The organism is Pseudomonas sp. XP1 (assembly GCF_053557675.1).
The window spans coordinates 206,199-220,378 of sequence record NZ_JBNRIJ010000002.1; the positions used below are offsets into that span (position 1 = coordinate 206,199).

General features: G+C 62.6%; 11 protein-coding genes. 6 read left to right on the forward strand and 5 right to left on the reverse strand.

Annotated features, from left to right (window positions below; all coding sequences use genetic code 11):
* Positions 1-35 precede the first annotated feature (35 nt).
* Together ACK1U9_RS03275 and ACK1U9_RS03280 are read right to left on the reverse strand one after the other, a co-directional pair.
* On the reverse strand, positions 36-2,900 hold the full coding sequence (locus tag ACK1U9_RS03275; protein ID WP_449109694.1) for a dermonecrotic toxin domain-containing protein: 2,865 nt from the start codon (positions 2,898-2,900) through the stop codon (positions 36-38).
* Positions 2,897-5,650, reverse strand: coding sequence for a dermonecrotic toxin domain-containing protein (locus ACK1U9_RS03280; RefSeq protein ID WP_449109695.1), 2,754 nt, complete (start codon positions 5,648-5,650; stop codon positions 2,897-2,899). The genes ACK1U9_RS03275 and ACK1U9_RS03280 overlap by 4 nt, the downstream gene beginning before the upstream one ends.
* A 234-nt stretch (positions 5,651-5,884) precedes the next feature.
* Here ACK1U9_RS03280 and ACK1U9_RS03285 point away from each other — a divergent pair, with 234 nt between their 5' ends.
* The 6 genes from ACK1U9_RS03285 (at position 5,885) to ACK1U9_RS03310 (ending at position 11,045) form a co-directional block, all read left to right on the forward strand.
* Complete coding sequence (locus ACK1U9_RS03285) at positions 5,885-6,460, forward strand: GNAT family N-acetyltransferase (protein WP_449109696.1); 576 nt, start codon at positions 5,885-5,887, stop codon at positions 6,458-6,460.
* Between the two features lie 75 nt (positions 6,461-6,535).
* Positions 6,536-7,258, forward strand: a complete 723-nt coding sequence (locus ACK1U9_RS03290; RefSeq protein WP_085691635.1) for a TenA family transcriptional regulator — start codon at positions 6,536-6,538, stop codon at positions 7,256-7,258.
* A 23-nt stretch (positions 7,259-7,281) separates the two neighbouring features.
* Positions 7,282-8,511 (forward strand): MFS transporter, encoded by a 1,230-nt coding sequence (locus tag ACK1U9_RS03295; protein ID WP_046614566.1) that lies wholly within the window; start codon positions 7,282-7,284, stop codon positions 8,509-8,511.
* Between the two features lie 62 nt (positions 8,512-8,573).
* On the forward strand, positions 8,574-9,827 hold the full coding sequence (locus tag ACK1U9_RS03300) for an aminotransferase class I/II-fold pyridoxal phosphate-dependent enzyme (protein ID WP_435780263.1): 1,254 nt from the start codon (positions 8,574-8,576) through the stop codon (positions 9,825-9,827).
* Complete coding sequence (locus ACK1U9_RS03305) at positions 9,820-10,047, forward strand: hypothetical protein (RefSeq protein WP_046614564.1); 228 nt, start codon at positions 9,820-9,822, stop codon at positions 10,045-10,047. Before ACK1U9_RS03300 ends, ACK1U9_RS03305 begins: the two co-directional genes overlap by 8 nt.
* Before the next feature lie 71 nt (positions 10,048-10,118).
* Positions 10,119-11,045: a dienelactone hydrolase family protein gene (locus tag ACK1U9_RS03310; RefSeq protein ID WP_085601633.1), complete on the forward strand. Its 927-nt coding sequence runs from the start codon at positions 10,119-10,121 to the stop codon at positions 11,043-11,045.
* A gap of 10 nt (positions 11,046-11,055) precedes the next feature.
* Here the strand turns inward: ACK1U9_RS03310 and ACK1U9_RS03315 are convergent, their stop codons facing one another.
* From ACK1U9_RS03315 to fliK, 3 genes are all read right to left on the reverse strand, one after another.
* Positions 11,056-12,027: a GlxA family transcriptional regulator gene (locus tag ACK1U9_RS03315; RefSeq protein WP_080958442.1), complete on the reverse strand. Its 972-nt coding sequence runs from the start codon at positions 12,025-12,027 to the stop codon at positions 11,056-11,058.
* Positions 12,028-12,118: 91 nt separating this feature from the next.
* Positions 12,119-12,463 carry an EscU/YscU/HrcU family type III secretion system export apparatus switch protein gene (locus ACK1U9_RS03320; RefSeq protein ID WP_108480231.1) on the reverse strand — a complete coding sequence of 115 codons (345 nt, stop codon included), beginning with the start codon at positions 12,461-12,463 and terminating at the stop codon, positions 12,119-12,121.
* On the reverse strand, positions 12,460-14,016 hold the full coding sequence (gene fliK / locus ACK1U9_RS03325; protein ID WP_046614561.1) for a flagellar hook-length control protein FliK: 1,557 nt from the start codon (positions 14,014-14,016) through the stop codon (positions 12,460-12,462). Before fliK ends, ACK1U9_RS03320 begins: the two co-directional genes overlap by 4 nt.
* Between the last annotated feature and the right edge of the window lie 164 nt (positions 14,017-14,180).

Below are 14,180 nucleotides of genomic sequence, written 5' to 3' on the forward strand. Positions count from 1 at the left end.
ATCTGCTGCAGCGGCCGTGCAGGCTCGCTCGGCAGTCAGTAGCCCTGTGCGTTCCCCGCCATTGCGACCTCTTCCAGTGGCAGCAAGCGCAGCTCTGCACGCCGTTGTGCTGCTTCATCCAGCAGCGCGTCGTAATTCAGGGTGTGCATGTTTGCCAGGTCTGCCACCTGCCTGAAGGTGTACAGCTCAGGTAGGCGTTGGTCGATCACGTGGTTGAGCACCGCAGGCCCGGTCAGCGTGTTGAGCCTTTCGGTATAGGCCTGGAATGCCGCCGTATGCTGTCGCGGCGGCTTGGGGACCTGGTAGAACGCCTGGCCCTCCGGTGTGAGGTAGCGGGTCAGGATCTCGTCGGATATGGCATTCAGCACCGGATTGCCAGCACGGCTACCAATCATGCTGGTGTTGTAGCTGGTATACATGCCCAATTGCGCATTGCACACCGGGCTCCTCAGCAGCAGCCCGTCGAGGGGCGTGGTGAGCGGTACGCTGTCGATCTTTGCCCGCAGCTGCCCGGTTGCGTCCGGCTCGACCAGCAGATGGTCGTCAATATCCAGGTAGATGCCCCCTTCGCTGTGCAGGACGCGGTAGCGCAAGATGTCCGAGGCCGAGGAGAAGTTGCTCGCCACACCGCCATTCCCTTCCAGCGCAGCCTGGTACTGGCCGAAGTATTCACTTGCCTCGAACTGGCGATAGAAGGTCTGGTGCTCCAGCACCGCCACCTTCAGCCCCTCGGCGATGCGGGGCTGCAGCAGGGTCATGTTGCGTTCGAATGCCTGAGGGTTTGCATTGGAGAGGTAGAGCTTGAGCGTGAAATCGCTGTTGCGCAGTGCCTGTACGTTGTTGTCGAGCGCAGCCAGGTAATCACCGGCGATCGTCCTGTCACCCAGCCAGATGTGAAAAACCTGCCTGGGGACGGGTATGCCTGGTGCGGTCCCCAGGGCGTCGAGGTCGACGGGCAGCTGCAGATCGATACCCAGTGCCCGCAGCGTACGCGAGCGCGATGCCGGGCTGATTTCCCGCGACGGGTCCGTATCGGGCAGCAGCCGGCTGATCGAGGGCTGCAGCGGGTCGGTGCTGGCCACATAGTGCTGGGCGCCGCGTGTGCCGTTGGGGTACTTGAGCACGAAACTGTCCTGTCGGGCGTCGTAGTAGAGTGGGTGGGGGCCGTTGCCCGCATCGCCGATCAGTTCGTCACCCGTGCCGAATGCCCTGCGCCGCGTTACGCAGCGGGCAACGTGTGAGTCGGCGCCGGGCCAGGTGGCAGCCACTTGGTCACCTGCTTCTGCGAGGTCCTGGAAATAGGGTGTCATCGCCGGGCCGGGCCAGCGTGGCGGCGATACCGGGCTCAGCGGGTAACCTATGCGGCCATTGAGCCTCACCGGTTTGATGAAGCCAATAGGGCGTCGGCCGAACAGCGCCTTGCTCGCCTTGACCCCGCGCGCCAGCCCCGGGGCTGCGTTCAGCAGGCCGAACACGGCCTGCTCGGCACCTTCGAGCTGTTGGTCCGGATGCTTGTCATGCAGTGCCTGGTCCAGGCCTACTGTAAATTGCGCAACCCCGGCCACGACAGCCAGGGGGACCAGTTCGGGAACCACCAGCAGAAACGGTGTGGCCAGGTTCATGGTCAGGTAGAAATAGCTGCGCCATGCGGCCTTGGTCACTTCACTGTCGCGCGTGATCAGGAAGCCGGCGTCGGATTGGCTGCGTTGACGTTGGGCCACCGTCAATGCGTCGAACAGGTTGTGTTCGACGCGTGGGCTGTAAGTGTCCGGCTTGTAGTTGATCAGGGTATGCGGGTTCCATACCCTGACCAGGCGATACACACTGGTTGCAGGCCGAATGATCTGGCGGGGCGGAAAATCGGCCAGGCCCCGAAGCACCCGACGCAACCCCGACCGGCCAATCCTGTCCGGAACATCGCAAGCCCTGAAGTGCGCAAGCAGGGCAGCCCGCTTGGCTGCATCGCGGCATTGCCTTGCAAGCCACGCACGCATGGCGCCCGGGTTGGCGAACTCATGCAGCGGTGTCGAATTGCCCGGGATGTACAGCAGGGTGAGGTGACTGCGGATATCGCTCAGGCAGAGGATGTCGCTTGATGGGTAACCATTGATGTTAAGCAGCCTGGCATCTACCCCGTTGGCACTTAGGCTTGCGCCGTGGTGACGGCGTTCCACTCCAGCCGCCCGCCACGCCAGGCTGCGCCCATGTTCGCTGAGGTTGCCACGCAAGGCTTGCCGGTTGCAGGCAGCGAGGAATGCGATGCACGCGCTGGCGCTGTACTGGCTGGCGGTACCGGCCCAGAAGTCATCGAGCTGGCGTTTGAATACGTTCTGGAAGTCGAGCTGCCAGATGAAAGCCTGGAAGGTCGTGGCGTCTACCTGGACATAAGTGCCGGCGTCGTAGCGCATGGGTGCGGTCTGGCGGAAAAGGCCATGGAATTCGGTGTGCACATCAATGTCATGGGCCAGGCCGCTTCCGGGCAACTCATCGACGATAGTCACCTGGCCGTGACTGAATTCCTGGGCCCAGCGCGCTCGACCGTGCAGCAGGGACAGGTCTGGCAGTGAACCGAGCAGGTCGATGGCAGCCGTTCCGCCTTTTAGCAGCAGCTGCGCGATTTGCTCGGCAGCCTTGGAATAGCCGCTTTGCTGCCAATTGCTCAGTAGTGCTTCGGTCAGGCTCATTTGTTGGACGACCTTGGCCAGCCAACCCCGCTTGGGTACGAATTTGCAATGCAAGGTCACCGCAAGTGTGTTGTCGGGTTCCAGGTCCAGTTGCTGCTGGCGTGCCCAGTCGCGGATGGCGGCACTGGCATTGCGGTCCGGGCGTGGCACGGAACCCAACATTGCCTTGACGTAATCTTGGCCGGCTGCGCCGACCACGGGTTGGCGCTGGGTCATGTTCGGCTCCAGGAATGGTTGCCACCGACCTTGGAGAACCGGTTCAGGGGCAGCAGCTTGCGAACCGCCTCGCACATGCGCGGCAAATCGACGAACTGGTAGGCGTTGATGCGCGGTATCCCATAGAGATTGATGAGCTGTCGCAGAAGACGCAGGCTAGGCAGTTGCCTATCGACCACGTCGCTGAGCAAGCCAGGGCCGGTGAGATAGCTGAGGCGCTTGGCGTACAAATAGAAGTTCGCCGGGTCGTCGGCAAGGCTGGGTTTGCTGTCGTAGAAGTCGCGATTGAGCTGGTAGCGTGCGTACATCTCTTCGGAAATGGCCTCCAGGGTGGGGTTGCCGGGGTGGCTGCCGATAAGGCTGGAGTTGTAGAGGCAGTTCATGCTCATCTTTTCGTTGGACATGGGCGGTGCCAGAAGCAGCCCATTGGCGTCGGTGCTCAGCTCGACCTGGTCGATGGGCTCACTGGCGTCACCTTCCGGTCGCCCGTCGATGATCAATGGGTATTCGCCTGGTGCCAGCAACGTGTCATCGACGTCCATGTACAAGCCACCTTCGTGGTGCAGCATCGGGTAGCGCAGCACATCGCATGCCGATGCATAGTTGCGGGCGACACCGCCGTTGCCATCCAGGGCAGCGTCGTACTGCGTGTAGTACCTGCTTTGGCGGAAAGCCCTGAAGAAGGCCTGCTCTTCCAGCGGCAGCACCTGCAAGCCCGGGGCATGACTGGTCAGCAGGTCCAGGTTTTCGGCATAGGCCTGCCGGGCTGTGCTGGAAAGGAACAACCGGATGCTGTATTCGCTGCCTTGCAACCGCGCTGCGTTCTGGCCCAGGTTGGCCAGCAGTTCCGGGCCGATGACCTGGTCACCGACCCACAGGCAGGAGATGTGCTTGGGTATTGGCCAACTGCCCGGCGCTCTGGCCGGCACCTGTAGCGGCAATGGCAGGTCCACGCCCAGCGCCCGCAGGGTTCGGACGCGCATTGCATTGGTTGCCACACGCCCTTGCGGTGCAGGTCGCAGGTCTCTGCTGCCGGGTACCGCCACGAAGCCGAGGGGGTCGACCTGGTTCACATCCTCGGCCTGGATGAACACGTCCCTTGCCATGTCGTAGATGACCAGGGTGTTGTAGGTATCGATGCTGGCTGCGAGCTTGTCTGGTTCACCATCGTACTGCGGTGTGCGAATGACTGCGTCGGCAACTGCCTGATCGCTGTCCGCCAGGGGCTCGATCGGGTCGGTGACATGGAAATAGCGGGCGCCCTCGGGTTCGGGAAAGCGCGGTGGATACAGCGGGCTCAGTGGGTAGCCGATCTGATCACGCAACCGTGTCGGTGGGGCGAAGCCCTCGGTCTTGAATTCGAATAGCGCCGAGGCCCTCGAGGCCCCGTCTGCCGCCAGTGGCAGCGCGTTGAACAGGCCCCATGTGATGTTGTCGATGCCACCCTGGCGCTGCTGCAATGACTTGCCATTGATCGCCTGGTCGAGCCCCAGGCCAAACTGGGCGATGCCGCCGACGGCCAGCAGAGGCGCCAGGCCCGGCACCACCATGCAAAGTGGCGCAAGCAGGTTGAGCGTGGTGGTGAGGTAGCCACGCCATCTGGCCTTGGTAACCTCGCTGTCAGCAGTGATCAGAAATGCGGCATCGTCGTAGCTGCGCTGGCGCTGGCGCTCGGCCAACGCTTGGAACAGGTCACCCTTGATCCTGGGGTTGTATTTGGCGGGCCGGTAGTTGACATAGGTTTGCGGTGGCCAGGTGCCGTCGTCGTTGAAATAGCCGTGTTCGGGCGGCAGCAGGTGACGCTCAGGGAAGGCGCCCAGCCCCTCCATGGCGGTGTCAAGGCCGCTGAAATCAAGGCCTTGCGGGTAATCGGCCAAGCGAAAATGCTGTTTCAGGGCCTGGCGCCTGGCCGGGTCTTTGCATTGTTCGCCGACCCAGGCCTTCAATTCTCGTTCGCTGCTGAACGTCAGCAATGGTGAGCTATTGCCAGGTACGTACAACACCGTCAGATCGGTGGCGGGGTCGTTCAGGTACAGCAGGTCGGTCGCGGCATAGCCATAAATGCTCAACGTGCTGCGCCGCAGCGTGTCGCGCCGTGGCATCAGTCCGGCCGCTTGCCAGATCAGTTGCCGCGCCGGCTCGCTGAGGCTGCCTTCGTTGACCTGTTTATTGCAAGCTGCGATGAAGTTGAGCTTCAGCGCCAGCCTGTGACTGCGCAGATGGTCTCGCCAGTAGGCATCCAGCGCCGCCTTGAAAGGATGCTGGAAATCCAGTTGGGTGATGAAGTGCTGGAAGGCTTCGGCGCTTACCGGCAAATGGGTGGAAGCGTCGTAGCGTTGCGGGGCAGTGCGCCGGAACAGGCCGTTGAATACTTCGAAGGGTGCCCCGTAGTGATTGAAGGCGGGTGCCGGGAGGGTGTCCACCAACCGTAGCGGGCCTGTGGGCAATGTACCTGCCCACGGTGCTTGCAGCAGCTTGCCGAACACGTCATTGGCCGCCTCGCCCTGCCAGTTGCCCAGCAGTGCCTGGGTCAGGCTGATACGTTGGCTGATTGCGGCCAGCTGGCCACCTGCACCGTCAGGGCAGTAGTGGAGGGTAACGACGTCAAGCTGGTTTGGGTCCAGGTCATGGCCTTGCTGCGCGAGCCATTGGCGGATGGCGCGGTTGGCTTCTTGATCGGGGCGAGGCACATGGCCGAGGTGGTCTATAACGTAATGCGTGCCCATCACGTTGATGCGAGTCGAATGCATGGGGGTACCTTGCGCTGAGAGGAAGCCGGCAAGGTTGAAGCAGGGGTACGTAAAAGCGGTGGTAGATATGTCGGTACGCGGCCTGGCCGATCTCGTCACCCCCCGGCCCTCCGGCGCTGATGGCATTTTGGTCGTGCATGTCACTATCCTTCCGCTTCCTGTCCGGTTCCCTTCTTACCCGGCGTCGCCCTTAAACGTTTAAATCCCTGCTTGTACGCACAAGGGATTTACGCAATGAACACCCTCTCTTCAAAGCAGGTGGCCCCCGGCGAGCCACAGTTGCAGTGGTTGCGCCAGGCCGACAGCGATACCGCGCCGGCCATCATGCAACTCATCAACAGCACGGTTGGCGATGGCGGTGTTCTGGGTTACGAGCACGAGATGTCTGCCGGGCAGAGCGTCGAATTCACTGCCGCGTTGCAAGAGCGCATCCATGGCGGCAATACCCACGTCTTGCTCGGCCAGGCAATGGCCGGGCCTGCCTGCCTGGTCATTGTTTCGCGCAGCAGCATGCCGAACTGCCGGCATATTGCCGACCTGAGCAAGGGCGTGGTGCATCCGGCCTATCGCGGGACCGGCCTGGTGGCAAGGGCTTTCAGGGAAGTCGTGCGCCTGTGCCAGGCCCAAGGTATCGAGCTGTTGACCCTGGATGTACGCGAGGGCACCCGGGCGCACCGGTTATGGCAAACCTTCGGGTTCCAGACCTACGGCGTGCTGGACGACTACGCACGGGTCGACGGCGTGAAGCACCGCGGCCATTACATGGCCCAGTCCGTGGAAGGCCTTACGCTGCGACTCAACCTGAACTGACTTGCCCTTCGTTGACACTGCCTGCGGCCATCGCCGTCAACGGCACCCGCCTTTCTGACCCAAGGAACACCCCCAATGGCCTTATCTACCGCAGACTTTCGCGATCAGTTGGAGCAGAAGCTGCACCACCATCTGACCTTGTCCCACCCGATTTTCAAGGAACTGCTTGCGCCTGAGGGCAACAGGCCGCTGCTGCGCAAGGTCGCGCTGCAAGGCTACCAGCTCACCAAGTATTTCCTGACCTATGTCGAGCACTTGTTCTTCCATTGCCCGCTGCCCGCTCACAAGCGGGCGCTGATCACCAATTGTTTCGAAGAAGAAACCGGTCGGCTGTCCCGCACCGACAATCATGTCGTGCTCATGCAGAACTTCCTGAGGGCGCTCGGTATCAGCGATGCCGAGCGTGATGCCGAGCAACCGCTGCCAGCTACATGGGAGTTGATCGATTTCCGCCTGCAAGCGGTACGTGACCCGGCGCGTTATCACATTGGTGCGGCAGCAGTGATGATCGCCAGCGAGGGGCAGAACCTCGAGACCGTCGCAGGTGATGCACGGCATGTGCTGCTGGGGCGTGCCTATGGCCTGGCCGAACAAGACTTGCTGTTCTTTTCGGTACACCAGAAGGAAGACGTGGGCCATGTCAATGAAGGCCTGGACCTTGTCTCGCAGTTGTGCACCACGGCGCAGATGCAGGAAGAGGCGTTGCAGGCGGTAGACCACACCTGCCAGCTGTTCTACGCGATGTACGAAAACATGTACCAGGCGTATTGCCGAGCTCCGCAAGCCGAGGCGGTGTAATGCCCACACGATAAGGATTGCCCATGAAACAGAAATTCAGCTCTACCTTGATCGTCTCGGTGCTGGTAGTCGGCTTCGTGGTGATGTTCCTGTCCAGCGCCTTGAAGGGGTTGTACCAGGTCTACTTCGTCGACCTGGCCTCCCACTTTGGCGAGGGGCGCGCAGCCTTGGCCACGGCAGGATCGCTGTTCGTCCTGACCATCGGCCTGGTATCGCCTGTGGTGGGTTGGTTGAGCGACAGGGTCGGCCCCTTGAGCACGGTGGCCCTGGGCAGTGTCAGCGGCGGGGTGGTGCTGCTGGGCGTGACCTTCGCGGGCTCGCACCTGCTGGTGTTCACCCTGTTGTATGGCCTGCTCGGCGCCTTTGCCCTTGCTGCGATGACCTATGTACCCATGGGTATTCTGGTCGATCGCCTGGTCGCCGAACGGTTCAAGGCCTTCGCTTTCGCATTCGTCACCAACGGCACCTCCATCGGCTTCATCGTGCTGTCGCCGTTGTGGATCATGCTGCAGCAGAGCGTGCCCTGGCAGTCGGTGTTCTCCTGGGTTGGCCTGATCTTCCTGGTGCCTCTGAGCCTGGCGCTGTATTGGGTATCCCGCACCGTGCCGTTGAAGCCGGACCCGCAGGCGGCAAAGGTCAGGCATCCGGTGACGTTTCTGCTGCGTGATCCGCGCTTCTTCGTGCTGGCCCTCAGTTTCGCCAGTTGTGGTGCCACCATGGCGTTCATCGATGTTCACCTGGTGTCGTTCTGGCAGGGTGAGGCGCTGCCCAGTTCGGTACAGGCCAGCGGCCTGAGCCTGTTAGGTGTGCTGGAGCTGGTCAGTGGCCTGCTGGCGGGCTGGTTGGCCACCCGCTACAACAAGGGGCTGCTGCTGATGATGTTCTACCTGCTGCGAACCGCTGCGGTCATCGTGCTGCTGACCACGCCTGGGCCTCTCGGAACCTACGTGTTCGCTGTGCTGTTTGGCGCCAGTTACCTCGGAACGGTGGTGCTCACGTCTGCCTTTTGCTTCGCGCTGTATGGCGCCGAAATCAAAGGCAAGGTGTTCGGGATGCTGTTCCTGGTACATCAACTTGGCGCGTTGGTTGCCACGCAGCTGGGCGCACTGGATTTCGACCGGCATCAAAGCTATCAGCTGACCTTGGCCGGCCTGGCCACGGCCACGGCGGTGGCTGCCCTGGCATCGTTGTGGCTGATAGCGGTTCGCCCATCAAGCGAAACCCTGGCCGCTCAACTCGCCGAACCTGAATAGTCCACCAATCAATTGCCCATTGTTCAATGCAAACAAGGAGGCGCAAACCCATGCAATCTACCGTGATTGGCCTGGATGATTTCAACGCAACTGATTTCAATGCAACCAGGGCGCTGCATGCTCACCGGGTCAGTGACCTGTCCGATGTGTTCTGCGAGCCTTTGGCCATGACGTCCGCCTATACCTTCGCTTCAGCGAGAGAGGCTTGCGAGCGCTTCAGCGGGCAACAGCAGGGCAATGTATACAGCCGGTTCACCAACCCGACCGTTCAAGCGTTTGAAAGCCGTGTGGCAGCGTTGGAAAACGCTGAAAGCGCAGTGGCGTTCGCTTCCGGCATGGGCGCTTTCACCGCGCTTTGTCACGCCTTTCTCCAGCAAGGTGACAACATTGTCTGCAGCCGTGACGTGTTCGGCACTACCGTCAATGCCTTCAGCTACTACATGGCCCGGTTCGGGATCGAGGCCCGGTTCGTCGATTTGACAGACCTGGCGCAGTGGACTTCGGCAATCGACGGCAGGACCCGTCTGGTGGTGTTGGAGTCGCCCTCCAATCCGCTGCTGAAAATCGGTGATATCCGCGCCATAAGCTTGCTGGCACATGAAAAAGGCGCGTTGCTGGTGGTGGACAACACCTTGCTTACCCCGGTTTTTCAGCGGCCCCACACACTGGGAGCGGACCTGGTCATCCACTCCGCCGGCAAGTACATGGATGGCCAAGGGCGTGCCTTGGCGGGCGTCGTGACCGGTTCGCAAAGCCTCATTCAGGTGTTGCGGGGTGTTCTGCGTACCTTGGGCATTTCCTGCAGCCCGTTCAACGCCTGGCTGCTGCTCAAAAGCCTGGAAACCCTTGAAGTCAGGATGATGCGGGCGCAGGAGAGCGCCTTCGAGCTGGCCCGCTGGCTTGCCCATCAGGACCTGGTGACGGCGGTGCATTACACCGGCCTCGAGCACCACCCCCAGCACGCATTGGCATGCCGCCAGCAGGACGGCCATGGCGGGCTGTTGGCTTTCGAGATCGTCGGGGGCCAGGCCGCAGCCTGGCAATGGATTGACCAACTGCGTTGCGTGGCGCGCTGTACCAACATTGGCGACACCCGCAGCATGGTCACGCATCCAGCCACAACCACACATGGGCGGCTGGACGCACAGGCGCGGCATCAGGCGGGTATCACGGATGGTTTGATCAGGTTGTGCGTCGGCCTGGAGCGTGTGGACGATATCAAGGCCGACCTGCAACAGGCTTTCCACGCCGTGTCCTTGCAATCATCCATGACAGTGCCGGTCGGCTGTGCCCGGAACGCGGTGTTCAATGACTGAACTGCTCGCTTCAGGATTCGGCATTGGCGTGTTCGCCGTGGGGGTGCAGATCCTTGCACTGATCGCGGTGTATGGCACGGCCTGCGTTAAGGAAGTGCGCTTCTATGCCGTGGCTTTCGCGCTGGCGAGTTGCGTGATGACGGGCATGGCGATGCTCGACCCGTTGGCATTCACCCAATGGCATGTCGACGGCCTGGCAGTACTGGCGATGTGCGGCTGATGCCGGGCGCCGTCAATTTTCGATAACGGGTGCCGGTTCAACACCCGCTCATGACGTTCAGGGGTAACCAGATGTTCAAAGTAATGGCCATCAGCTTGGTGCTGGGCTGCGCCCTTCAGTTCGCAACGGCCCGGGCTGAGGTCGCCGCTGGCGACAGCGGCACCGTTGCCACGGTCAGCAAACGGCTGGTCTCTTTCTATAGTCAGCCACTGCCATCCGCTGGCAAGGCGATACCGATTCGGGTTCCGGCTGTGTTGTCGCTGCCGGCCAAAGCCGCGGGGCCGGTACCGGCCGTGATCATCCTGCATGGCTCGGCGGGGATGGATTCGCGCGGTCCGTTGCATGGCGGTGACCTGAATGCCCGCGGCATCGCAACGCTGGAGTTGGACATGTGGGGCGCGCGCAGGCTCACAGGCGGTGCACAAGGGCGGCCGCCACGTGTGCACGATACCCTGCCGGACCTGGCAGGCGCCCTGGCTTACCTGGCCAAGCAGCCTGGCGTCGACGGCCACCGCGTGGGGGTGCTCGGGTTTTCCTGGGGGGGCGTACAGGCCATGCTCGCCGCCTCTGCACCCATCAATGACGAGCTGGAGCAAGCCTCAGGCGTACGCCCCATCTCGATGGCCGCGTTCTACCCCGTGTGCTGGGGTTACAACCATGTGCCGGGTTATACCTTCAAGCACCTGGCCCCGGCGCGCTTGCTGGTGCTGGTAGGGGAAAACGACCAGTACGACGATGACCCGGGTGCCTGCCCGTCGCTTATTTCAACCCTGCCCAGCGAAGACCAGGCGCGGGCGCAGGTGCTGGTTTACCCCGGCGCAGAGCACGGTTTCAATGGGCTGGAGGCCGCCCAGGAGTATCAGGACCCGTTCCTGCATCGTGGCCAGGGCGGCGTGGGGCGTTCGGCACCTGACCCGGCAGCGCGCGACGCTTCGCGCCGGGCCGTGGTGGAGTTTTTCACCGAAAGCTTCGCCCCGACTGCGATAAGCGAGCGATAGCAGTCGAAATCTAGGCGCCCTCGTGGGCCAGAGCATGGCGAAACTGCAGTGGCGGTTGCGGCATTTCCTGACGCCATGCCAGGCGAAAGGCATGGCTGCTGCCGTAGCCGCAACGTTCGGCGATCTGTTCCACGTTCAGGTGGCTGCTGCGCAAAAGTTCACGGGCCAGGTCGATGCGTTGAGTGCGCAGGTAGCTCTGCAGCGTTTGACCGGTATTATCGCGGAACAGCCGCGCCAGGTGCCGGTAGCTGACATTGAACTGGCTGGCCAGTTGTTCAAAGCTGAAGTGGGTACCCAGGTGTGCATCGATGTAGTCCTGGGCCGCATGCACCAACGGGTGGATGTGGTTGCGCGCCAGGTCAGCCGCGCGCAGTTGCACATCTTCGCCAGCGCGGCGACGGTAGATGACCAGCTCCTGCGCCACCTGGTTGGCCACTACCTTGCCAAATTCCAGGCTGACGATGTGCAACGCCAGGTCGGTTCCGCTGGAAACGCCTGCCGAGGTGAACACGCCATCGTCCTCGACGAACAGGCGGTTCTCCAGCACCTTGGCTGCTGGGTAGCGCGACCGAAGCAAGTCGACATAACGATGGTGCGTGGTGCATTGCCGGCCATCCAGCAAGCCAGCTTCGCCCAGCAGGAACGCACCGGTGCATATGGAGCACAGCTTTATATCCGGCGTTTGCCTGACCACCTTCGCCAGCCACAGGGCGGTGGCGGTCAATATCGCTGTTTCGGCGGGTGTCGCAGAGAGCTTGTTGCCTACCACGAACAGCAAGTCCTGCGGTGCGAGCCGCTCAGGCAACTGGTGCAGGCCACTCAATGTCACGCCCTGGAAACTGCTGACTTGTTGTCTGGCGGCTATGCAACGTACGTTGACCGGTGCCAGCTGGAGTTCTTCGAGGCTCGCCATGATTTGTAACGGGCCGCCGAGATCAAGGATGTGGGTGCCCGGGAGCAGCAAGAACCAGATGGTACGCATTACAGTATTCCTTACATCGCCAAGCGCCTGACCTTGAACGGCACGTTACCAAGATGGCGCAAAAAGGCAATTTGCATGAATACCATGGCGGTCAGGCGCCTTCGCCTCCGGGCAGCAGCCTTCCGAGCAGCGGTGGGGTTGCCTCTGGGGTGGCCGGTTCGTCATCGAAGCCCGCGGGCACTTTGCCCCGCAGGTGCCAGGCAAAGGCGATGATTTCGGCAATGGTCAGGTACAGCGCCTCCGGTATCTGGTCCCCCAGCTCCAGGCGCGCCAGCAGGCGCACCAGCTCGGCATTTTCGTAGATCGGCACTTCGTGCTCGCGGGCCAATGCCAGGATGGCCTCGGCCAGCGCATCGTCGCCCTTGGCGGTGAGGGTAGGGGCTTGCTGCCCGTCGTAGAACAGGGCAATTGCCTGCCGTGCAGGTTGGTGCGTCATGCGTTCTCATCCACCCAGCGTTGTTCTACCCGCGTACGCGGGCCTTGTGGCGGGATACCAGGATGGCATTCCAGATCACCCACATCCAGGCCCCGCGCCAACAGGCGTTCGCGCAAGCTGCCGAGCTGGCTGTCGATCAGCCGGGCTGTCGCCTCGCGTTCCGCCCAAAGCTGGCCACCCAGGCGGCCTTGGCTCAGTTGTGCCTGGACCTGCACCGGGCCAAGGGGCGAGAGGTCGAAAGCCAGCTCGATACGCCACAGGGCTTGCAGTGGGTCGGCTGATTCCTGTTGGCGGTCGGCCTGCTGTTGTGGCGTTTCCTCGCGCTGCAGCTTGACCTGCAACGGGATGAACTCCTGGCCGTGACGGATCGGCACTTCGGTTTGCCAGGTGGTCTGCAGGTTGCCATTTTCCAGCGTACCGGTTTGTTGAAGGCTGCTCATGGCATGGCTTTGCAGGCGCGAAACCGCGGCGGCGGCCAGGCGCAGGAGTTGCTGCAGGTCGCCTTCGTCTTCCATGGCCTTGAGCAGGCGCGATGGCAGCGGGAATGCGCCCGGTTGCGGCTTGGGGCTGACCCGTTCGAGCATGCCCAGCGCACTGCGGGCCAGGGCCGGCATGGTGACGGCCAGGCTGGCGGGCGCCAGGTTGGGTGCTCCGGGTACGCTCGCCGGTGCGACGGCGATCAGCCGCAGCAAGTGCGCCTTCAGGTCGGTGGCGACGCTGGCCGGGAAGCCGCCCAGCAGTTTGGCTTCGAGAAAGGCACCGCTGTTGTTCAGGGCTTGAGCCACTGCCTTGGCATCACCCAGTTGCCGGGCTTCCGGCAGGCTGGCCAGCAGGCGTTCGGCGCTTGCTCGCAGTTCGCCATCGGCGCCCGGATCGCGCGCCACCTGTTGCAGGGCATTGAGCAACCCGGGCAGCGAAGCCTGGCGGTTTTGCTGGGTCAGCAGCTGCTGGGCAATGCTGAGCTGGTCCTGGCGGCCACTGAGCGGTACAAAGCGCAGAGACTGGTCGCCCTGCACCAGCGCGCTGAGCAGGCTGCCGACGGCCAGCGGTCGCGGGCTGTCCACGCTCAAGGTAGCGCCGGCCTGGGCACTGTTCAGCAGGCTGACCAGCGCCCGGTAGACGGCGGGCTGGCCGGGCGCCTGGGCCAGCGCCTGGTTAGTCAGGACCTTGCCCTGCAGCAGGGTGCCGACCGGCACCTTGCTGGTGTCCAATTGGGTGAGGGTGGCGACCTGGCTGGCGCTGGCCTGCTGCAGCATGATCGCCAGGCGGTTGCTTTCGGTCTGGCTGACGGTGACCTGGCTGCCCTGGGGCAAGGGCTGGCTGGCGCTGGCTTGCAGCTGGGTCTGGGTGCCGTTGGCCTGCATCAGCCGCAGCACCAGCTGGAAATCCTGGCCCACCTGGCGCAACGACATGACCTCGGCCTGTGCGGTTTCGCCGGGGGCCATCAAGCCGGGCTGCGGTTGCGTCAGGCGCAGCAGTTCGCCGGTCATGCCTGCCTTCAAGGCCTGGGGGCTGATCGCGGTTTGTGCGCCGAGACTATTGATTTCAGTCATGATTGTATACAACCTGTCGAACCCGCCCTCTTGGCAGCGCGGCGGCGCGTGTAATAATGCCGACCGTCCGTCGTTGCCAGTATAACGGCAGCGAGTGGGGCGACTTGAGATACAGGGCTTCAGTGCCGTGTCGCCTGCTTCGCGGGCATGCCCGCTCCCACAGG

What these genes read in the sequence shown, in the direction of transcription:
- ACK1U9_RS03275 (WP_449109694.1), bottom strand. Translation starts at nt 2,900, where the DNA reads ATGACCCAGCGCCAACCCGTGGTCGGCGCAGCCGGCCAAGATTACGTC.
- ACK1U9_RS03280 (WP_449109695.1), bottom strand. Translation starts at nt 5,650, where the DNA reads ATGCATTCGACTCGCATCAACGTGATGGGCACGCATTACGTTATAGAC.
- ACK1U9_RS03285 (WP_449109696.1), top strand. Translation starts at nt 5,885, where the DNA reads ATGAACACCCTCTCTTCAAAGCAGGTGGCCCCCGGCGAGCCACAGTTG.
- ACK1U9_RS03290 (WP_085691635.1), top strand. Translation starts at nt 6,536, where the DNA reads ATGGCCTTATCTACCGCAGACTTTCGCGATCAGTTGGAGCAGAAGCTG.
- ACK1U9_RS03295 (WP_046614566.1), top strand. Translation starts at nt 7,282, where the DNA reads ATGAAACAGAAATTCAGCTCTACCTTGATCGTCTCGGTGCTGGTAGTC.
- ACK1U9_RS03305 (WP_046614564.1), top strand. Translation starts at nt 9,820, where the DNA reads ATGACTGAACTGCTCGCTTCAGGATTCGGCATTGGCGTGTTCGCCGTG.
- ACK1U9_RS03310 (WP_085601633.1), top strand. Translation starts at nt 10,119, where the DNA reads ATGTTCAAAGTAATGGCCATCAGCTTGGTGCTGGGCTGCGCCCTTCAG.
- ACK1U9_RS03315 (WP_080958442.1), bottom strand. Translation starts at nt 12,027, where the DNA reads ATGCGTACCATCTGGTTCTTGCTGCTCCCGGGCACCCACATCCTTGAT.
- ACK1U9_RS03320 (WP_108480231.1), bottom strand. Translation starts at nt 12,463, where the DNA reads ATGACGCACCAACCTGCACGGCAGGCAATTGCCCTGTTCTACGACGGG.
- fliK (WP_046614561.1), bottom strand. Translation starts at nt 14,016, where the DNA reads ATGACTGAAATCAATAGTCTCGGCGCACAAACCGCGATCAGCCCCCAG.